At 71.4% G+C, this 18,098-nt stretch carries 19 protein-coding genes; 9 read left to right on the plus strand and 10 right to left on the minus strand.

Translation table 11 applies throughout. The features are described 5' to 3' along the window. The first annotated feature begins 149 nt into the window (after positions 1–149). Positions 150–374 carry a hypothetical protein gene (locus DVK05_RS08115; RefSeq protein WP_121562869.1) on the plus strand — a complete coding sequence of 75 codons (225 nt, stop codon included), beginning with the start codon at positions 150–152 and terminating at the stop codon, positions 372–374. A gap of 72 nt (positions 375–446) precedes the next feature. Continuing rightward, entirely contained in the window at positions 447–617 is a 171-nt protein-coding gene (locus DVK05_RS17285) for a hypothetical protein (protein WP_199712297.1), read from the plus strand. 32 nt (positions 618–649) lie between these two features. Here the strand turns inward: DVK05_RS17285 and DVK05_RS08120 are convergent, their stop codons facing one another. The 4 genes from DVK05_RS08120 to DVK05_RS08135 all read right to left on the minus strand — a co-directional run bounded on the left by DVK05_RS08120 (position 650) and on the right by DVK05_RS08135 (position 3,732). Next, on the minus strand, positions 650–1,477 hold the full coding sequence (locus DVK05_RS08120; RefSeq protein WP_121562870.1) for an ABC transporter ATP-binding protein: 828 nt from the start codon (positions 1,475–1,477) through the stop codon (positions 650–652). After that, positions 1,465–2,268: an ABC transporter permease gene (locus DVK05_RS08125; RefSeq protein ID WP_121562871.1), complete on the minus strand. Its 804-nt coding sequence runs from the start codon at positions 2,266–2,268 to the stop codon at positions 1,465–1,467. Before DVK05_RS08125 ends, DVK05_RS08120 begins: the two co-directional genes overlap by 13 nt. Continuing rightward, positions 2,268–3,290, minus strand: a complete 1,023-nt coding sequence (locus tag DVK05_RS08130) for an ABC transporter substrate-binding protein (protein WP_121562872.1) — start codon at positions 3,288–3,290, stop codon at positions 2,268–2,270. Before DVK05_RS08130 ends, DVK05_RS08125 begins: the two co-directional genes overlap by 1 nt. A gap of 232 nt (positions 3,291–3,522) precedes the next feature. Beyond that, positions 3,523–3,732 carry a hypothetical protein gene (locus DVK05_RS08135; protein WP_053770698.1) on the minus strand — a complete coding sequence of 70 codons (210 nt, stop codon included), beginning with the start codon at positions 3,730–3,732 and terminating at the stop codon, positions 3,523–3,525. A 142-nt stretch (positions 3,733–3,874) separates the two neighbouring features. Here DVK05_RS08135 and DVK05_RS08140 point away from each other — a divergent pair, with 142 nt between their 5' ends. Continuing rightward, positions 3,875–4,678: an SDR family oxidoreductase gene (locus DVK05_RS08140; RefSeq protein ID WP_199712304.1), complete on the plus strand. Its 804-nt coding sequence runs from the start codon at positions 3,875–3,877 to the stop codon at positions 4,676–4,678. A 48-nt stretch (positions 4,679–4,726) separates the two neighbouring features. Here the strand turns inward: DVK05_RS08140 and DVK05_RS08145 are convergent, their stop codons facing one another. Continuing rightward, positions 4,727–5,323, minus strand: coding sequence for a PadR family transcriptional regulator (locus DVK05_RS08145; RefSeq protein WP_121562873.1), 597 nt, complete (start codon positions 5,321–5,323; stop codon positions 4,727–4,729). Positions 5,324–5,899: 576 nt separating this feature from the next. Between DVK05_RS08145 and DVK05_RS08150 the strand changes: the two genes are divergently transcribed. The 4 genes from DVK05_RS08150 (at position 5,900) to DVK05_RS08165 (ending at position 11,138) form a co-directional block, all read left to right on the plus strand. Then, positions 5,900–7,501: a heme-binding protein gene (locus tag DVK05_RS08150; protein ID WP_121562874.1), complete on the plus strand. Its 1,602-nt coding sequence runs from the start codon at positions 5,900–5,902 to the stop codon at positions 7,499–7,501. A gap of 827 nt (positions 7,502–8,328) precedes the next feature. Beyond that, the gene (locus DVK05_RS08155) at positions 8,329–8,793 is read left to right on the plus strand and encodes a universal stress protein (protein ID WP_121562875.1); all 465 of its coding nucleotides are present in this window, start codon (positions 8,329–8,331) and stop codon (positions 8,791–8,793) included. 76 nt (positions 8,794–8,869) lie between these two features. Next, the gene (locus DVK05_RS08160) at positions 8,870–10,132 is read left to right on the plus strand and encodes a DHH family phosphoesterase (RefSeq protein ID WP_121562876.1); all 1,263 of its coding nucleotides are present in this window, start codon (positions 8,870–8,872) and stop codon (positions 10,130–10,132) included. A 4-nt stretch (positions 10,133–10,136) separates the two neighbouring features. Beyond that, complete coding sequence (locus tag DVK05_RS08165) at positions 10,137–11,138, plus strand: carbohydrate kinase family protein (protein ID WP_121562877.1); 1,002 nt, start codon at positions 10,137–10,139, stop codon at positions 11,136–11,138. Positions 11,139–11,181: 43 nt separating this feature from the next. Here DVK05_RS08165 and DVK05_RS08170 read toward each other — a convergent pair whose 3' ends face one another. From DVK05_RS08170 to DVK05_RS08185, 4 genes are all read right to left on the minus strand, one after another. Further along, positions 11,182–12,087, minus strand: coding sequence for a DUF106 domain-containing protein (locus DVK05_RS08170; protein WP_121562878.1), 906 nt, complete (start codon positions 12,085–12,087; stop codon positions 11,182–11,184). A 117-nt stretch (positions 12,088–12,204) separates the two neighbouring features. After that, positions 12,205–12,828: an adenylate kinase gene (locus tag DVK05_RS08175; RefSeq protein ID WP_121562879.1), complete on the minus strand. Its 624-nt coding sequence runs from the start codon at positions 12,826–12,828 to the stop codon at positions 12,205–12,207. 50 nt (positions 12,829–12,878) lie between these two features. Then, positions 12,879–13,469, minus strand: a complete 591-nt coding sequence (locus tag DVK05_RS08180; RefSeq protein ID WP_121562880.1) for a GNAT family N-acetyltransferase — start codon at positions 13,467–13,469, stop codon at positions 12,879–12,881. Further along, complete coding sequence (locus DVK05_RS08185; protein WP_121562881.1) at positions 13,466–13,834, minus strand: universal stress protein; 369 nt, start codon at positions 13,832–13,834, stop codon at positions 13,466–13,468. Before DVK05_RS08185 ends, DVK05_RS08180 begins: the two co-directional genes overlap by 4 nt. An 89-nt stretch (positions 13,835–13,923) precedes the next feature. Here DVK05_RS08185 and DVK05_RS08190 point away from each other — a divergent pair, with 89 nt between their 5' ends. Both DVK05_RS08190 and DVK05_RS08195 read left to right on the plus strand, forming a co-directional pair. Then, entirely contained in the window at positions 13,924–14,661 is a 738-nt protein-coding gene (locus tag DVK05_RS08190) for a DUF5806 family protein (protein ID WP_121562882.1), read from the plus strand. A gap of 2 nt (positions 14,662–14,663) precedes the next feature. Next, positions 14,664–16,331 (plus strand): ATP-binding protein, encoded by a 1,668-nt coding sequence (locus DVK05_RS08195; RefSeq protein ID WP_394338857.1) that lies wholly within the window; start codon positions 14,664–14,666, stop codon positions 16,329–16,331. A 27-nt stretch (positions 16,332–16,358) separates the two neighbouring features. Here DVK05_RS08195 and DVK05_RS08200 read toward each other — a convergent pair whose 3' ends face one another. Further along, positions 16,359–18,080, minus strand: coding sequence for an aldehyde ferredoxin oxidoreductase family protein (locus DVK05_RS08200; protein ID WP_121562884.1), 1,722 nt, complete (start codon positions 18,078–18,080; stop codon positions 16,359–16,361). Positions 18,081–18,098: the final 18 nt, after the last annotated feature.

Below are 18,098 nucleotides of genomic sequence, written 5' to 3' on the forward strand. Positions count from 1 at the left end.
ATCGACGAGAGGGGTCTAAAACGCCTCCGCGCAAATTATCAACGGCAATAGTCAATATTGGTAGGTTGTCGCACGACCGGAGCCGTCGCCGTTCCCCGGACCTGAGAATCCCGCTGGCGGATTTATGCCGGGAGCGCGTACGACGGGGTATGAGTCACCAACGGCGATCGCAGGGCTTCGACCTCGACGCGGCGTTCAAGGCGTTCGGCGCGGTCGGCATCGCCATCTCGGTCGCGCTCATCGTGGCGGTGTTCGCGCTGACCGACCCGTTCGGCGAGTACGTCACCGCGTCGCCGGCCGTCTTCGGCACGCTGCTCTCGGCGGTCCTCGTCGTCGCGGTCGGGTACACGACGCACGCGCTCCGGCGCCGGTGACGAGCGGGCGCCCACCGCGACGGCGACCGCGGCGCCGAGAGACATAAACCGCTCGCGGGCGGAGCGACGCGCATGTCCGACGAGCCGACCGACGAGGCGGTGGAACGCTTTCTCGACCGAGCGGCGGCCGCGCTCGACGACTACGATCAGGGGTACGCCGACGCGGACGCGACGCTGGCGACGCTGCGGACCCACGTCGACGAGTTGGCGGCGACCGTCGGGGGAGACGGGGACGGCGCGTAGGCGCCGACGAGCGGGAGCCGGCGTCGGGGCGGCTACGGCCCGGCCCCGATCAGCTCTCGCACGCGGCCCACGCGCTCCGCGAACGCGGCGTCGCCGCGGTCGCGCGGGCGCTCGATGTCCACGTCGACGATCTCGCGGACGCGCCCCGGGTCGGCGGCCATCACGACGATGCGGTCCGCGAGCGTCACCGCCTCCGCCACGTCGTGCGTGACGAAGAGGATCGTCTTGCCGGTCGATTCCCACACGTCGAGCAGCTCGCGCTGGAGCATCTCGCGGGTCTGGGCGTCGACCGCGCCGAACGGCTCGTCCATCAGGAGGAGGTCCGGGTCGACCGCGAGCGACCGGGCGATGGCGACGCGCTGTTTCATCCCGCCCGACAGCGACTTCGGGTAGGCGTCGCGGAACTCCGTCAGCCCGACGAGGTCGAGCATCTCGTCGACGCGCGCCTCGCGCTCGGCGGGCGAGCGGTCGCTCCGTTCGAGGCCGAACCCGACGTTCTCCGCGACGGTGAGCCACGGGAACAGGTGGTACTCCTGGAACACGACGCCCATGTCCGTCGTCGGGCCCGTGACCTCGGTGCCGTCGAGGAGGACGCGGCCGTCGGTCGCCTCGGTGAGCCCGGCCGCGATCCGGAACAGCGTCGTCTTCCCGCAGCCCGACGGCCCGACCAGACAGACGAACTCCCCGTCCGCGACCGAGAAGGACACGTCGTCGAGCGCGCGCACCGAGCCGCCGTCGCCGTCGCCGGGGTACGTCTTGCCGACGCCGTCGAGCGCGACGCTCGCCTCGCTCGGCGCGGGGGGGTCTCGCCCGTTGCGCTCGGCGGCGTCGGCCGCCCCGTCACCGTTCACGCCCGCCACGCCAACGCCCTCCGTTCGACCGCGCGGAACGCCACGTCGACGAGCAGGTACATCAGGCTCAACACGAGGATGTACGCGATCGCCCGGTCGACGCGGAGGTTGTTGCTGGCGCGGATGATCTCGCGGCCGACCCCGGGGACGCCGAATATCTCCGAGGCGACGACGAGCATCCAGCACCGGCCCAGTCCGGTCCGGATCCCGGTCATGATCCCCGGCAGCGACGCCGGCAGCACGATCGACCGGACCGCGTCGAGGTCGCCGCGGACGCCGAGCGTCCGGCCCACGTCGAGGAGGTCCTCGCTCACGCCCTCGACAGCGCCGTACGCCGCGTAGAAGTTGATCCAGAACGCGCCGACCGCGATGATGAAGGCGGCGCCCCAGTCGTTGATCCCGAACCACGCGATCGCGAAGCCGATCAGCGCGAGCGGCGGGACGGGCCGCAGCGTCCGCACGAGCGGCGCCGTCAGGTCGTCGAGCAGGCGGCTCCACCCGAACGCGACGCCGGCCGCGACGCCGAGCCCGGTCCCGGCGACCGTGCCGGGGATCCAGTGCCGGACGCTCTGGTAGAGCGCCGTCGTCATGTCGCCCGCGGCGAGCTCGCTCGCGAACGCCCCCGCGACCGCGACCGGCGAGGGGAGGACGAACGGGTCCTGCGTGAGCGAGACGGCGTGCCAGACGACGAGGAAGCCGGCGACGCCGACGACCCCGCGGAGCAGTCGCCGGCCGTCGCCGAGCGCGACGCCGGCGAGCGCGTCCCCCTCGCCGGCGGCCGATGCGGTTTCGGTCGCCATCAGAGCGAGTCGTACACCTCCAGATCGAATATCTCGTCGGTCGACAGCTGCGCTTCGATCTGGCCGTTGTCGGCCGCGAACTCGGAGAACACCTGCGTCGCCTCGGTGATCTCGTTGGGGTCGGTGATGAAGTTCGACAGCGGCGAGTCGAGCGCCTTCCGCGCGCGGTCGACCGGCATCCCGATCCCCTCCTCGACGTGCTCGGCCGTCGCGTCGGGGTTCGCGTCGATGAACTCGGTCGCGCGGACGTGCTGTTCGAGGAACTGCGCCGCGAGCGGCGAGTCCCGGACCGCGTCGCTCATCAGCGTGACCGCGGCGGGCTGGCCGGGGAGGACCTCGGCGGCCGTGCGGAGCATCGTCACCGAGGAGCCCTCCGCCTGCGCGATGGTCGGCACCGGCTCCATGATCGAGGTGCCGTCGATCTCGTCGTTCGCGATTGCCTGCCAGACGGAGCTCGCGCCGTTGATCTCGATGATCTCGACGCTGTCGTTCGCGGCGGGGTCGACGCCCACGTCGCGGAGCCAGTAGCGGAGCAACACGTCGGGGACGCTCCCCTGCGGGAACGTGCCGAAGGTGAACGGCTCGCCCCGCTCGTCCGCCCAGGCCGCGAACGCGTCGGCGCCCTGCTGTTCGAACGTCTCGTGGAACGACTCCTCCGCCATGATCCCCATCGGCTCGCGGATGTTCGCGGCGGTCACCTGCGCCGAGATGCCCCGGTCGATCGCGATCATCGCCGGGACGATCCCGAACATGGCGATGTCGATGTCGCCGCCCCCGAGCGCCTGGACGATCGCGGGACCGTTGCCGAACTCCTGGCCGGTGATCTCGGCGTCGATCTCGGAGAAGTACCCCTCGCCCTCCATCACGTACCACTGGAGGTCGGGGTAGATCGGCATGTGCGCCACCGTCAGTTCGTCGAGTCCGCCGCCGCCGCCCATACAGCCCGCGAGGCCGACCGTCGCGGTTCCGCCCGCCGCCGCGAGGAACGACCGCCGCGACGCTGTCAGATCTGAGTCGTACATACTATTCCAAGCCGCCGGGCGGGCAACACCCTCGCGTCACCAGCAACTGCGGCGGATTCCGATGACGGATTTTATCACAGAATTCGACGTTAGAGAGCCTGAAAACCCTGTAAGTACCTTTTTCAGTATCTCAATCCGTCACCGAACGACGCAATTATTGCTCCCATATTCCCGCGACGATGCGATGTCGCTGCCCGCGAGCGCTCGCGAACGGGGGTTCGGCGGCGCTCGCTCACGCCTCCTCGTCGAACAGCCCCAAGTCCTCGGCGACGAGGTCGGCGAGGCGGTCCTTGATCGCGGGGTCGACCTCCGCGACGGACTCGCCGCCGTGCTTCTGGGCGTTGTGCTTGTCGAGCGCGTCCGCGAGGTCGTCGAGCGGCACGCGGGTCTCCGTCTCGCACTCGTCGCACACGATCGGGACGGACGGCTCGTCGGTGGACATTACGCCGACCATCGCCCGTGTCGGATATATGCCTTCGGGCGTCGGCCGGGAGACCGAGGCCGGCGGCGCCGCCCGCGTCGCCGAGTCCGCCTCCGGCGACGCGAACCGCCACCGTCTACTGGCCCCGCCGCGACCCTCCGGCATGTACGTTCTCGTGACGGGGGCCGCGGGCGGGATCGGCGGGGGCGTCGCGCGCTCGCTCGCGGCCGCCGGCCACGACGTCCTCGGCGTCGACCGGGACGCGGACGGCCTCGCGGCGCTGCCCGACGCGGTCGAGACCGCAGTCGCCGATCTCCGCGACGAGGCGGCGGTTCGAGACCTGCTCGCGGAGCGCCCGCTCGACGCCGTCGTCTCCTGCGTCGGCGGCTACGAGATCGCGTCGGTCGAGGACACCTCGGCCGAGGCGTTCCGCCGGCAGGTGGACACGAACCTGACCGCGGTCCACGTGACCGCGTCCGCGGCGCTCCCGACGCTGCGCGAGCGCGGCGGGCGCGTCGTGGTCGTCGGGTCGATGGTCGGCTCCGTGGCGCTGCCGTACCACGGCGCGTACAGCGCCGCGAAGGCCGGGCTCGACGGGTACGTCGACGCGCTCCGCCGCGAGGTCGAGCCGCTGGGGGTCGACGTCGCGCTGGTCGAGCCGGGGCCGGTGCCGACGGGGTTCAACGAGCGGGCCGCCGCGGCGGTCGAGGGCGCGGGCGGCGAGGGGCCGTACGCCGACGCCTACCGGGAGTTCGAGGGGTACTCCCCGGCCGCAACCGACGTCGAGACGGTCGTCGAGCGCGTGGTGACCGCGGCGGCGGCGGAGCGGCCGGAGACGCGCTACCGCGTGAGCCGCCGGGCGCGGTGGCTGCCGCGGATCGCGCGCGTCCTGCCCGACCGGCTGTACGACCGGCTCGTCCGCGCCGGACTCCCCGGCGGGCTCCTGTGGCGGCTGCTCAATCGGTGAATCGCGACGCTGCGAGTCGGGGACGCCGACGCAGGCAGAGCGCCGCGCTCAGTCGTCGGCGGCGCCGGAGGAGGGCTCCTCGGCGTCGTCCGCGGGCTCCGTCTCGGCGGAGTCCGGCTCGGCCGCGTCCGCCGCGGCGCCGTCCTCCCGGGCGTAGAACTCCTCGGGGGAGGCGTCGATCCGCTCGAACTCGCCGAAGTCGCGCTCGTGGTGGCGGATCATCTGCTCGACGATCCACGCGCTGTACCGCTCCGAGAACGCCCAGTCGGCGTCCGCGTCGTCGACCTCGAACCGGCCGTCGGTGGCGAGCGCGGCGTACAGGTGGTAGAAGCCGAGGACGACGTCGCCGAAGTCCTTCGCCTCGCCGCCGATCGCGCGGCGCTTCTCGGCCAACTCCTCGCGGCCCGCGTCGGTGAGCGCGAAGTACTTCCGGTCGGGCTCGTCGGCGCGCTCGACGCGCTCGGCGACGCCCTCCTCCTCGAACTTGTAGAGGATCGGGTAGACGGAGCCGTAGGAGGGCTCCCAGTGCCCGCCGCTGATCTCCGTTATCTCGCCGAGCAGCTCGTACCCGTACCGCGGTCGCTCGTCGAGCAACTCCAACACGAGGTACGAGATCAGTCCTTTCGGCGGGCCGCTTTTCCGCATCGTCCGGACATTTCGGGGTCGCGTCGAAAGGGTTTCGGTCACGGTGACTGCTGACGCGAGCCGCGACGATCCGGGCGGTTCGGGCACTTCGACGCCTCCGGAGCCCGACCGACCAGCCACGTGCGGCGGCGCGTGCCTGCGAGGCCGCTTTGCGGCCGAGGAGCACGCGCGAGGGACGCCGCGAGCGAAGCGAGCGGCGAGGCTGGGGAGGCGTGAGGTGCCGTGCGATGCGGGGCGGGACTCAAAGGGGCAGCCGGGAGGCGGGCGCAGGCGACGTAAGTAGCGTGGCGCTACGCGCCACGGAAAGCCGGCGGCTTCGCCGCCGGCGACACCGCAGGGAGCGAACGCAGTGAGCGACCGAGGAGCACAGCGAGCGTGCGCCCGCCTCCCGGCTGGGGCTTCGGCGGTCTCGGTAACGGCGTCCGTTAGCGAAGGCACTCGGGTACACCCGAGCGGCTGGGACTTCGAAACCGTTTGTGCCGCTTTCCGCACCGGCGCGACCGGCGACGGTCCGGCCGATTACTACGTCTCGGGACGACCCGCAAACCCCTAAGTCGCGGGGCACCAACCCGGCGTATGGTCGAGGCTCCACAGACCGCCGAAGGGTGGTTCTCGCTACACGACTTCCGCTCGATCGACTGGGACGCCTGGCGCGAGGCGCCCGAGTCCGAGCGAGAGCGGGCGATCGAAGAGGGTGAGGCCTTCCTGAAACACCGCGAACTGGTCGCCGACGCCGACGACGGCGAGTCGGCGCTGTTCTCCGTGCTCGGGCACAAGGCCGACCTCCTCTTTTTACACTTCCGGCCGTCGCTCGACGACCTCTCCGCGATCGAGCGCCGCTTCGAGGACACCGCGCTCGCGAAGTTCACCGAGCGCGAGACCTCCTACGTCTCCGTCACCGAGGTGTCGGGGTACGTCTCCGACGACTACTTCGAGGAGGGCGCCGACGCCGTCGACGAGGGGCTCCGCCGGTACATCGAGGGGAAGCTGAAGCCCGAGATCCCGGACGAGGAGTACGTCAGCTTCTACCCGATGAGCAAGCGCCGCGGCGAGGAGCACAACTGGTACGACCTCGAGTTCGAGGAGCGCGCCGAGCTGATGGCGGGCCACGGCGAGGTCGGCAAGGAGTACGCCGGCAAGATCAAGCAGGTGATCGCCTCCTCCGTCGGCTTCGACGACCACGAGTGGGGCGTCACGCTGTTCGGCGCAGACCCGACCGACATCAAGGACATCGTCTACGAGATGCGGTTCGACCCCGCCTCCTCGCGGTACGGCGAGTTCGGCGACTTCTACGTCGGCCGGCGGTTCCCGCCGACCGACCTCGACGCCTTCCTCGCCGGGGAGACGGTCCCGACCGGCCGCGTCCCCGAGCGCGACAGCGCCGGCCACCCCCACGGCGGGGGCGGCCACGGCGACGAGGGCGGCCACCACGGCGAGAGCGGCCACCACGGCGACGACGCGCACGGCGGCGAGGGGCACGATCACTCGGGCGCGGGCGGCGGCTCCGCCCACGGCGACCACCCGCACGGCGACGGAGACGGCGGCGAGGGCGACCACCCCCACGGCGAGGACGGGAGCGGCGACGGGGGCGGAGACGAGGACATCCGCGGCGAGCTCGCCGACCTCGACATCTACGCCGGGAAGCCCCACGGCGAGGACGTGTACGCCACCGTGCTGTACAGCGAGGCCGACACCGAGGAGCTGTTCGACGAGGTCGAGGGGCTCCGCGGCAACTTCGACCACTACGGCACCCACGTCAAGACCGCGGTGTACGAGGGGCGCCACACCGACCGCGCCGCGGTCGTCTCCATCTGGGACACGGCGTCGGCGGCGGAGACGGCCGGCGGCTTCCTCTCGGAGCTGCCCGACATCGTCGCCCGCGCCGGCGAGGAGTCCGGCTTCGGGACGATGGGGATGTTCTACACCGTCAAGCCCGACTACCAGTCGGAGTTCGTCGAGACGTTCGACGACGTGGGCGACCTGCTCGGCGAGATGGACGGCCACGTCGAGACCGACCTGATGGTGAACGTCGAAGACGAGAACGACATGTTCATCGCCAGCCAGTGGAACGCGAAGGAGGACGCGATGGCCTTCTTCCGCTCCGACGAGTTCTCCGAGACCGTCCAGTGGGGCCGCGACGTGCTCGCGGATCGGCCGCGGCACGTGTTCTTGGCGTAACTCGCTCGGACGCGCGCGGTTTTTGTACGGCTGTTGGAACTGGATAGCCGGCTGTTGGAACCCGCAGAAGGCGATGAACTCCGGCCTGATCACGGTCGATACGGGGAGCCACGTTTCGGTAGGTACTTCCTTCGATTCTGTCGAGTGACGGTATGGTCTCTCGCGAAAACCGGAAACTAGCCGCCTCTGCTGTGGTCGCCCTCGTCGTTCTTGTCGCCTTGCGGGCATTGACGGATTTTGGGCTGCTGTCGAGGTTTGCGATTGTTGTCGTCGTTACAATCGTTACACAGTCGGTTTTCGAACGGGTGTATCAGTAAGCAGCGCTCATCGACCGACTGTGTAGGGCGTATGTGCCTGAAAAGAATGTTTCAACGGTGCCAGACAGCCGATAGTGGATCGACGGCGAAGGCGGTCCGAACTCACCTCGGTCCTTATAGGTAACCGGCTATGTGATGGCGGCGAACACCGCCAAAGCCCCAGCCGCGCTCGGCTCCCACAGCTCGCTGCGCTCCGCAGTCGCTCGCACCGCTCGCTCCCTACGGTGCCTGCGTCGCTGGGGTTCGCCGAGCGCGGCTGCCCCTTTGAGTCCCGCCCCGCACCGCGGCCTCACACCTCCCCAGCCTCGCGGCTCCCTTCGCTTCGCTCCGGTCGCCGCGTCCCTCGCGCGTGCTCCTCGCGGCCGCCTTCGGCGACCACTCGGAGGCACGCGCCACCGCCCAATCCGGATATTTGTAAGTCGAGTTGTCGTCGCACTCGCGCCGCTCCGTGTCGCCTCTCCCCTCCGCCGACCGCCGGGTTTTAGGTGCCGTTGCGGCGAACGGACGGCCATGTTCGACACCATCGTGGTCGCGACCGACGGCTCCGACAGCGTCCAGCGGGCCGTCTCGGTCGCGGTCGACGTGGCGGCGCGGTTCGACGCCGATGTCCACGCGGTGTACGTCGTCGACGCCGGCGAGGTGGAGTCGTCGCCGGACACGGTCCGCGAGGACCTCCGCGACGCGCTCGACGACCAGGGGCGCGACGCGCTCGACCGCGTCTCGGAGGCGGCGCGCGACCGCGACGACGACCTCGGCGTCACCATCGAGGTCCGGGAGGGCCGCCCGGCCTCGGAGATCGACGCGTACGCCCGCTCGGTCGACGCGGACCTCGTCGCGATGGGCACGCGGGGGCGTCACGGCGAGAACCGCTTCCTCATCGGCTCCGTCGCCGAGCGCGTCGTCCGGACCTGTCCGATCCCCGTGTTGACGGTCCGTCAGCTGACAGAGGAGGACCCGCGCCGGACGACCGTCTGAGGGCGCGCGAGGCGGCCGGACGCCGCGGCCGACGCGAGAGCGGCGGAGTTTTCCGGCTGCCGCCCGCCCCGACGGTATGGACGACGACCTCATCGACGCGGGGGACGCCCCCCGATCGCGGTACACGAAGCTCCCGGGGAAGGGGTTCTTCTACCCGGACTCGCTGGACGACGAGCGCGCCGAGCGCCGAGCGCGGGAGACGATCGAGGGCAGCGAGGCGGTCGTGATCGCCGACGGCGACGCCGACGGGCTCGCCTGCGCCGCGATGATCCGCGAGGCGTACGACGCCGCGCTCGACGTGGAGCCCTTCGAGGACGCCATCGCGGCGCGGCTGGAAGAGAGAGACGACGGGAGCGACGACGCGGACGCGGGCGACGAAGATGCGGACGGCGACGAGACGGCGGACGACGACCCGCTCGCCGACGCTCACGCCGAGTCGCCGGTCGGGCTGCTCTCGGCCGGGCCGTACTCGATCGACACCGCGCTCGAACGGGTCGAGGCGTACGCCGACCCCGGGATCGACCTGTTCGTCTGCGACCTCTGTCCAGACGACTACGAGTGGATCGCGGAGCCGCTGGAGGCGCTCGCCGAGTCGACCGAGTCGATCCGCTGGTTCGACCACCACCAGTGGGACGACGCGACCGCGGCCGCGGTCCGCGACGCGGGCGTCGACCTCGTCGTCGGCGACTCCGACGAGGAGTGTACCGCCGACGTGACGCTCCGCTCGCTCGACCACGCCTTCGACGACCGCTGGACCGAGCTGGCCGCGGTCACGCGCGACCACGACCTCTGGATCAAGGAGGACTCCCGGTCCGACGACCTCGCCGACTACTCCTACTGGGCCGGCGCCGAGGAGTACGCGGCCGTGATCGGCGCCTACGGCGTCGACCTCCCCGAGACGGTCCGGTCGTTCGTCGAGGAGCGCCGCGTCGAGAAGGAGGCCCGGATCGACCTCGCGGTCGACCGCGCGGTCACCCACGAGGTCGGCGACTGGCGCGTCGCGGTCACCTACGGCCGCTGCTCGCAGAACGAGGTCGCGGAGGCGCTCCGCGAGGCCGGCGCCGACGCCGCCGTGATCGTCAAGCCCGCCGGGTCGGCGTCGATCCGCGGCTCCGAGGACTTCCGCCACGCGCACGAGGTCGCCGGCCGCGTGAACGGCGGCGGCCACCCGCAGGCGGCGGGCTGTAAGCCCGACATCTACGACGACATGCTCGACTACGCCCACCACTGGAGCACCGAGGGACAGGCGTGCAAGCGCGTCATCCTCGCGGCGTTCGAGGCGGTCGCCGAAGAGGTTGACGCCGCGGGCGGCGAGGACGGGGCCGAGACGGCCGAGTAGGCTGATGCCGGAGGTCTTCGTCGCGGGCGAGACGCTTGTCGACTTCGTGCCCGGCGCGGGGGAGACGCTGCGCGAGGTCGACGGTTACGCCCACCGCCCCGGCGGCGCGCCCGCCAACGTCGCGGTCGGGCTCGCGCGGCTCGGCTCGCCGCCCGCGTTCTGGACGCGCATCGGCGACGACGCGTTCGGCGAGTTCCTCGCCGAGACGCTCGCGGCCGAGGGGATCCCGGAGACGCACGTCGAGCGCGTCGAGGGGCGAACGACGCTCGCGGTGGTCGCCCCGCCCGGCGCAGACGGCCCGCGGTTCGGCTTCTACGGCTCGCGAGACGCGACGTTCGGGTTCGATCCGAGCGCCGTGCCGACCGAGACGCTGACGGGAGAGGCGACCGGCGAGGACGGCGATCCGCCGTGGGTCCACCTCGGCGGCGCGGCGCTGACGCACCCCGGCGGGCGGGCGGCGACCCGCGAACTGCTCGCGGGCGCGGCCGAGGCCGGCTGCCCCGTCTCGTTCGACGTGAACTACCGGGCGGACCTGGTCCCGGACGGCGCGGCGGAGGCCGTATCGAGCGCGGTCCGCGAGGCGGTCGCCGCGAGCGACCTCGTCCTGTGTAGCGCCGAGGACGTCGCGGCGGCCGGGCTCTCGACGGACGACGGGGCGGCGCTAGCCCGCGACCTGCTCGATTTCGGCCCACACACCGCGGTCGTCACGCTGGGGAGCGAGGGTGCGCTCGCGGTCAGCTCCGACGCCGCGCCGTGGAGCGCCGCGACGGTCCGCCGCGGCGGGTTCGCCGTCGACGCCGTCGACGCGACCGGCGCCGGCGACGCGTTCACCGCGGGGCTGCTCTCGCGGGTCGCGACCGGGGGACAGGTCGGCGGCGAGGACGGCCTCCGCGACGCGCTCGCGTTCGGCAACGCGACCGCCGCGCTCTCGGTGCGGTCGGTCGGCGGGATGGGGTCGATCCCGTCGCGCGAGGAGGTGGCGGCGTTCCTCGCGGCGCGGGAGTAAGGGAGGCGAAAGCGGGTCGAGAAAGGACGGACCGGAGCGCCGCCTACGAGGAGGACGGCGACATCTCGATGTTGAGGCTCTTCTGGACCAGCTGCGTGAACGCCATCGAGCAGAGGAAGTACCAGAGGATCCACATCTGGATCGGGCCGACGATCCCCGTGTCCCACGTGACGGTCCCGGCGAGCGGGACGACGAGCTCCTGGGCGGCGACGGCCGGGTACGCGGCGTCGGAGCCGCGGTAGCCGATCACCCAGAACATCCAGAGGAACGCGGGGATGGTGAGGAACATGATCCACACCATCGGGCGGAACTGCTCTTTGAACATCCCGAGCTGGTCGCCCATCGCCTCCATCTGCTCTTCCTGGATCTGGTCGAGCGCCTCGTCGTCGTCGCGCTTCTCGGCCTCCTTCCGGCGCTCCTGGATGTCCTTCATCCGGTCTTGGTACGCGCCCATCTTCTCCATGTCCATGAGTCCGGCGCGCAGGAGCGTCGAGTACAGCCCCGTGCCGAGCGCGATGACCATGATGACGACGTAGAACGGGACGAGGTTCAGGAGCGGGCCGAGGACCACGTCGATGGCGCCGGCGATCGCGTCGCGGACCGGCGGGACCGCGTAGCCGACGAACGCGCCGACGGTCGCCAGCCCGGCGAGCTTGTCCCACTTCGACCAGCTTGTCGTCTCGGGCGTCTCGACGTCGCCGTCGCCCCCGTCGTCGTCCTCCATGCCGGCCTCGATGCCGTCGCGGTCGGCCAGCGCGAACCCCTCCTCGCCGTCGACGAGGATCTCCTTCTCGATGAGCCGGCCCCACTGCCCGCTCGTGATCTCGTCGCGAACGTCGACCCAGCGGACCTCGCCGCCGCTGGCGTTGTCTAGGACGGTTTGGATGGCGTCCCGCATCTCGCCGTCCTCGCGGACCAGCGAGCGGACTCGCCGTTCGACTTTGCTCATTACCGGCCGGTTAGCGGTCGACGGTTAAGAACCTTGTAGAATCGCCGCTCGAATCGGTCCCGGGGCGACGCGGATCGGTTCGCGGCGCCGGGGCGGGTCGCCCCTCGACGCGCCGGGTCAGTTCTCGACGACGTCGCGGATCCGCTCGAAGACCTCGTCCGGGGTCGCCTCGCCGTCGACCTCGACGAGGACGCCCTCGTCGCGGAAGTGGTCGACCACGGGCTCGGTGTTGTCGTAGAACACTTCGAGGCGCTCGCGGGCCGTCTCCTCGGTGTCGTCCTCGCGCTGGACGAGGTCGCCGCCGCACTCGTCGCAGACGCCCGGCTCCTCCGGGGGCTGGAAGTCGACGTGGTAGTTCGCGCCGCAGTCGTCACAGACGCGGCGGCCGGTGAGGCGGTCGACGAGCACCTCCTCGTCGACGTCGAGGAGGATGACCGCGTCGAGGTCCGTGATCTCAGAGAGGTACTCGGCCTGGTCGAGGTTGCGCGGGTAGCCGTCGAGGACGAACCCGTCGGCGTCCTCGAGCGCGGCCTTCACGATCTCGTTGACGACCGGGTCCGGGACCAGTTCGCCCGCGTCCATGAACGACTTGGGCGTCCCGTACTCCGTCTCCATCTCCTTGTTCGCGCGGAGCGCGTCGCCGGTCGTGACGTGCTCGACGCCGTACTCGTCGGCGAGCTTCGCGCTCTGCGTCCCTTTCCCGGCGCCGGGCGCCCCCAACAGCAGAATTCGGTGACTCATACCGGAGCGGTCGCGGGCCGCCCCTAAAGGCTTGAAGATTCCGGCCAGCCCTACTCGTCGCCGTCGGCCTCGCCCGCGGGTCCGCCGGCCCCCTCCGCGGCCGCCTCGTCGGCGCGGAGGCGCAGCCCCATCTCCAGTTCGAAGCTCTCGGCGTCCGAGGTCTCGAAGCCGATCTTCTTGTACAGCGAGACCGCGGCGCGGTTCCACCGCTCGACGGTGAGCCACACCTTCGCGACGCCGTTCGCCTGCCCGTGCCCGAGCAGCCCGCGGATGAGGTGGGTGCCGATCCCGGCGCGCTGGTACTCCTGGTGGACGAAGATCGCCAGCTCGTATGCGTCGCCGTCGGGCACGAGCGTCGCGTGGCCGGCCGCCTCGTCGCCGCACCAGGCGATCACGTTGTAGCAGTCGTCGGCGAGGATGGCGCCGAGCCACTCGCGGATGCGCTCCTCGCCGCCCGGCGGGATCCCCTGCGCGCGGTCGGCCGGGTCGAAGTCGTCGTACATCTCGACGAGGGCCTCGCGGGCCGCGTCGTCCCCATCGTACGGCCGGATCTCGACCTCGCGGTCCTCGCGGTCCGCGAACGCGGTCGGCGGCGGCGGGAACTCGTCCGCCACCGCGTCCGGGTAGCCTCGGTCGCTCATCTGACCAGCGTCACCGACGTCTTTGCGTTCAACAGGACGAACTCCGCGATCGACCCGATCGTGATCTTCCCCATCGGGCTCGTGTGGCCGCCGCCGAGGACGATCTCCTCGAACCCCTCGGTCTCGGCGATCTCGACCAGCCGGCTCCCGGGGTCGCCCTCGACCCGTCGCACCTCGGCGGCTACCTCGGCGTCGTCGACCGCCTCCCGGGCGCGCTCCATCACGTCCTCGGGGGCGACCGACGAGTCCTCGTTGTCGACCACGGCGATCGTCAGGTCGTCGTCCGCGACCGCCGCGCGCTCCACCGTGCGGTCGAGCGCGCGGAACGAGTCGTCGCTGCCGCCGATCCCGCAGAGCACTTTCATGCCCCATCCCTCCACGCGACGGTACAAAAGTGGATCTCCGGCGCCCGACCACCGACAACCCTTTTGCCCGCCCGCGGGCTTTCGAACGTATGAGCGACAACACCGGTCCGGCGGCCGACGACGCCGAGGGGACCGGCGACGCCGCCGCGGACCGCGTTCCCTCCGAGGGCGACGACGGCGGCGAAGCGACCGGCGGAGACCCGACGCCCCCCGACGAGGACGCGGCCGGCGACGCGACGGACGGTGAGAACGCGGCGGCCGACGACGCGACGGACGCCGGCGACGGCGACGCGTCGGACGTGCCCCGCGACGTCCAGAAGTACGAGCGGTTCCAGAAGATGGACGGGGCGCGCTACGAGCGCGTCAACGAGTTCCTCCGCGACCGGACGTACATCACGGCCCGCGAGTGGGCGATAGCGCGCCTCTGCGCCGACTTCCGCACGGAGACCGGCGTCGAGATGACGAAGATCGGCGAGAACCTCCCCGAACTGGTCCCCTTCATGACCGACACCTACACCCCGCAGGCGGTCAACCAGGCGCGCTACTCCTTCGAGGAGAAGGTGACGAAGGCGGGCGCGACGTTCCTCTACGGCGCGATGTCCGGCTTCTTCACCGCCGAGGACTTAGACGAGATGATGTACGAGGTGACGGAGGTCGCGAAGTTCCTCCTCGAAGTGGAGGGCGTCGACCTCGCCGTCGCCGACGAGTTAGAGGCCGAGGACAAGATCAGCGAGGTGATGCGCGACGTGCGCGCCTCCTCGGCGGACCTCCGCGGCGAGGAGGTGCGCTGCCCCGAGTGCGGTCACGTCCACGAGCCGGAGGAGTGACGATGGACAGCTTCCCGGAGGCGATCGACGCGACCCCGGACCCGACGCTCGTCGTCGACGGCGACGGCGTCGTCCGCGCGGGCACGCCGAGCGTCGAGGCGGTCTTCGGGCTCGACCCGGCCGAGCTCTCGGGACGGTCGGTCGGCGCCGTGTTCGAGGACCCGACGGAGGTGGACCTCGACGACGCCGCGGTGACCGCGGCCCTCGACGCCGACCCGGGCGACGGCGACGCCGATCCCGCCGGCGAGGCGACGGGCGACTGGGAGGCGACGAGCGACGGGGAGGCCGACGCGGGCGACACCGTCGCCGCGCTGGTCGACGCGGTGCGCGCGGGGGAGTCCCGGTCGCTGGCCGACGGGTTCGAGCTCGTCGTGCGCCGCGGCGACGGCGTCCTGATCCCGGTCCGCGTCAGCGTCGGCGCCTTCGGGCTCGACGGCGACTCGTACGCGGTCGTCACCGCGATAGACGTCTCGAACGAGCGGACGCAACAGCTGGCGCTCCGGCGCCGCACGGAGACGCTCGAATCGCTCCACGAGGCGACCAGGGAGCTGCTGAAGACGACGGACAGGGAGACGGCCGCCGAGGCGGCGGTGTCGTACGTCGACGACGTGCTCGGCCACCCCATCGCCGCGATCTGGTTCCACGACGAGCGGCGCGACGCGCTCGAACCGGTCGTCTGGACCGAGACCGCCGAGGCCGTGGTCGGCGACCATCCGACGTTCGACGCCGCGGGGCAGAGCATCACCTGGGAGGTGTTCGAGAGCGGCGAGCCGACCTACGTGGCTGACGTCGCCGACGACCCCGACCGGTACACCGAGGACGCGACGATCCGCAGCGAGCTCGTCGTCCCGCTCGGCCGGTACGGCGTGTTGAACGTCGGCGCCACGGTCCCCGACGCCTTCTCCGAGTCCGACCTGGCGATCGCGCGCATCTGGGCGGCGACGGTGACGATGGTGCTCGTCCGCATCGAGCGGGAGCGACAGCTCCGCCGCCGCGAGGCGGAGGTGGCCCGCGAGCGCGACCGCCTGGAGGAGTTCGCCAGCCTCGTCTCGCACGACCTCCGGAGCCCGCTCAACGTCGCGACCGGCAACCTCGAGATGGTCGCCGACCGGCTCGCCGAGGAGTCGATAGAGGTCGCGGAGCTGAGCGCGGTGAAGCGCTCGCTGGACCGGATGGACGCGCTCATCGAGGACCTGCTCGCGCTGGCCCGGCAGGGGGCCGGCATCGACGAGACGGAGCCGGTCCCCCTCGCCGACCTCGTCGCGGAGTGCTGGGAGACCGTCGACACCGAGGACGCGACGCTCGCGGTCGAGACGGACGCCGTCGTCGCCGCGGACCGCAGCCGCCTGCGGCAGGCGCTGGAGAACCTCTTCGGCAACGCGGTCGAACACGGGGGGAGGGACGTCGCCGTCGCGGTCGGCGCCCTCCCCGACGGCGACGGCTTCTACGTCGAGGACGACGGCCCGGGCGTCGACCCCGACGACAGGGAGTCGGTGTTCGAGGCGGGCGTGACGACGGACCCCGACGGCACCGGGTTCGGGCTGAAGATCGTTGCCGAGGTCGCGAAGGCGCACGGGTGGACGGTCGAACTGGCCGAGAGCGAGGCCGGCGGCGCGCGGTTCGAGTTCCGCGGCGTCGAGTTCGCGCCCCCGGACGATCCGGCGGAGTGAGGCGGCGTCGGGCGGGGCCTCGCGATCTCAGTCGTCGGCGGGCGCCGCGCTCGCGGGGTCGATCCCGTCGCCGTGGTCGGGCACGGTGCCGTCGTCGTTCCAGCCGCGGAGCGCGTAGTACTCCGACAGCGCCGCGTCGAACCCCTCGATCGCGTCGGCGTACGGGAGCGTGTCGTCCGCGCGGTCGAAGCCGCGGGCGTTGTTGAACGCGCGCTCCAGTTCGACGATCCGGGCGCCCAGCGTCTGGAGGGCGTCGTAGTCGGCGTCGAGCAGGGCGGCGAGCCGGTCGTCGGTGACGGTGCCCCGCGAGAACTTACAGACGACCGCGGAGTCGAGCACCGCGTTGCGGTTCTCCTTCGCGACGAGCTTCGGGGGCTTCCCCGCCAGCCCCTCGGGATCGAACGCCTCGTCGGGGTCGACGAGCGGGTACTCGTACGGGTAGAACTCGCCGTACATGTGGTCGGCGCCGCGGTTCGCGGTCGCGAACGCGAGCCCCTGCCCGTTGAGCGCGCGGCCGTCGTGCCCGGAGAAGGCCATCCCCTTCACGGTCCAGTCGTCGGCGCCGAACTCCTCGTGGGCGCGGTGGACGCCCTCCGCGAGCTTGTCGCCGACGCCCTCGCGGTAGGCGATCTGCTCGACGAGCGAGCGGACCAGCTCCGCGTTGCCGAACTCGTCTTCGCTCTGGAGGAACATCGAGACGGCGTCGCCACAGGAGATGGTGTCCATCCCAAGCTCGTCGCACAGCTCGTTGGCGGCCATCACGTCGACGATGTCGTCGACGCCCGCGTTCGACCCGAACGCCATCACGGTCTCGAACTCGGGCCCCTCCGTCTCGACGCCGGTGGCCTCGTCGCGGGTCGGGAGCTTACAGGCGAACGCGCACTGCGAGCAGGTCCCCTTCTTGTACTTCTTCTCTTCGACGCGGTCGCCGGAGATGCCCTCGACGCCCTCGAAGGAGGTCTCGGCGAAGTAGTAGGAGGGGAGCGCGTCCACCTCGTTGGCCAGCTCCGTCACGCTCGTCGTCCCCTGCCGTTTCATGATCGAGTCGGAGGTCGCGGCCTCGCGGTGGACCTCGCCCGCCTCGTCGGGCCAGTCGAGGTCGAGGTCGACTTCCGCCTCGCCGTCGAACGTGAGCGCCTTCACGCCCTTCGAGCCGAGGACCGCGCCCAGCCCGCCGCGCCCGAACGCCCGCGTGTCCGAGGTCATCACCGACGCGAACCGCACCTCGTTCTCGCCGGCGGGGCCGACGCAGGCGACGTGTTCCGGCTCCAGGCCGTGCGTCTCCGCGAGGCGGTCGGAGACGGTGGACACCTCCGCCTGCGCTAGGTCCGGGACCTCTTCGAACGTCACGTCCGGCTCGCCGTCCGGACCGATCTCGCGGACGTGGACCGCGAGCAGGTCGTCGCTCGCGCCGACCAGCTCGACCGCGGCGTACCCCGCGCCGGTGAAGTTCCGCGAGAGGAACCCGCCCGCGTTCGACGACAGCAGGCCGTTCGTGAGCGGCGAGAGGCCCGTGGCGGCCATGCGTCCGGTGTAGGAGGTCGTCGAGTACTGCATCGGCCCCGTCGAGAGGAACAGGCGGTTCTCCGGCCCCAGCGGGTCGGCGTCGAACGGGATCCGGTCGTACGCGAGCGACGTGTTGAGCCCGCGGCCCCCGACGAACGACGCGAGTCGGTCGTCGATCCGCGTCGTCGACGCGGTCCGCTCTGTCAGGTCGATCGTGAGGAGCGGTCCCTGCGCGTGTCTCATAGAGGTACGGAGCGAGCG

The organism is Halorubrum sp. Atlit-8R (genome assembly GCF_003666025.1).
GTDB classification, from domain to species: domain Archaea; phylum Halobacteriota; class Halobacteria; order Halobacteriales; family Haloferacaceae; genus Halorubrum; species Halorubrum salinarum.

Excerpts from the sequence above, each read along its gene's own strand:
- DVK05_RS08175 (WP_121562879.1), bottom strand. The coding sequence starts at position 12,828 with ATGAGTCACCGAATTCTGCTGTTGGGGGCGCCCGGCGCCGGGAAAGGG.
- DVK05_RS08115 (WP_121562869.1), top strand. The coding sequence starts at position 150 with ATGAGTCACCAACGGCGATCGCAGGGCTTCGACCTCGACGCGGCGTTC.
- DVK05_RS08125 (WP_121562871.1), bottom strand. The coding sequence starts at position 2,268 with ATGGCGACCGAAACCGCATCGGCCGCCGGCGAGGGGGACGCGCTCGCC.
- DVK05_RS08185 (WP_121562881.1), bottom strand. The coding sequence starts at position 13,834 with ATGAAAGTGCTCTGCGGGATCGGCGGCAGCGACGACTCGTTCCGCGCG.
- DVK05_RS17285 (WP_199712297.1), top strand. The coding sequence starts at position 447 with ATGTCCGACGAGCCGACCGACGAGGCGGTGGAACGCTTTCTCGACCGA.
- DVK05_RS08150 (WP_121562874.1), top strand. The coding sequence starts at position 5,900 with ATGGTCGAGGCTCCACAGACCGCCGAAGGGTGGTTCTCGCTACACGAC.
- DVK05_RS08180 (WP_121562880.1), bottom strand. The coding sequence starts at position 13,469 with ATGAGCGACCGAGGCTACCCGGACGCGGTGGCGGACGAGTTCCCGCCG.
- DVK05_RS08140 (WP_199712304.1), top strand. The coding sequence starts at position 3,875 with ATGTACGTTCTCGTGACGGGGGCCGCGGGCGGGATCGGCGGGGGCGTC.
- DVK05_RS08195 (WP_394338857.1), top strand. The coding sequence starts at position 14,664 with ATGGACAGCTTCCCGGAGGCGATCGACGCGACCCCGGACCCGACGCTC.
- DVK05_RS08145 (WP_121562873.1), bottom strand. The coding sequence starts at position 5,323 with ATGCGGAAAAGCGGCCCGCCGAAAGGACTGATCTCGTACCTCGTGTTG.
- DVK05_RS08130 (WP_121562872.1), bottom strand. The coding sequence starts at position 3,290 with ATGTACGACTCAGATCTGACAGCGTCGCGGCGGTCGTTCCTCGCGGCG.
- DVK05_RS08155 (WP_121562875.1), top strand. The coding sequence starts at position 8,329 with ATGTTCGACACCATCGTGGTCGCGACCGACGGCTCCGACAGCGTCCAG.
- DVK05_RS08165 (WP_121562877.1), top strand. The coding sequence starts at position 10,137 with ATGCCGGAGGTCTTCGTCGCGGGCGAGACGCTTGTCGACTTCGTGCCC.
- DVK05_RS08200 (WP_121562884.1), bottom strand. The coding sequence starts at position 18,080 with ATGAGACACGCGCAGGGACCGCTCCTCACGATCGACCTGACAGAGCGG.
- DVK05_RS08160 (WP_121562876.1), top strand. The coding sequence starts at position 8,870 with ATGGACGACGACCTCATCGACGCGGGGGACGCCCCCCGATCGCGGTAC.
- DVK05_RS08135 (WP_053770698.1), bottom strand. The coding sequence starts at position 3,732 with ATGTCCACCGACGAGCCGTCCGTCCCGATCGTGTGCGACGAGTGCGAG.
- DVK05_RS08190 (WP_121562882.1), top strand. The coding sequence starts at position 13,924 with ATGAGCGACAACACCGGTCCGGCGGCCGACGACGCCGAGGGGACCGGC.
- DVK05_RS08170 (WP_121562878.1), bottom strand. The coding sequence starts at position 12,087 with ATGAGCAAAGTCGAACGGCGAGTCCGCTCGCTGGTCCGCGAGGACGGC.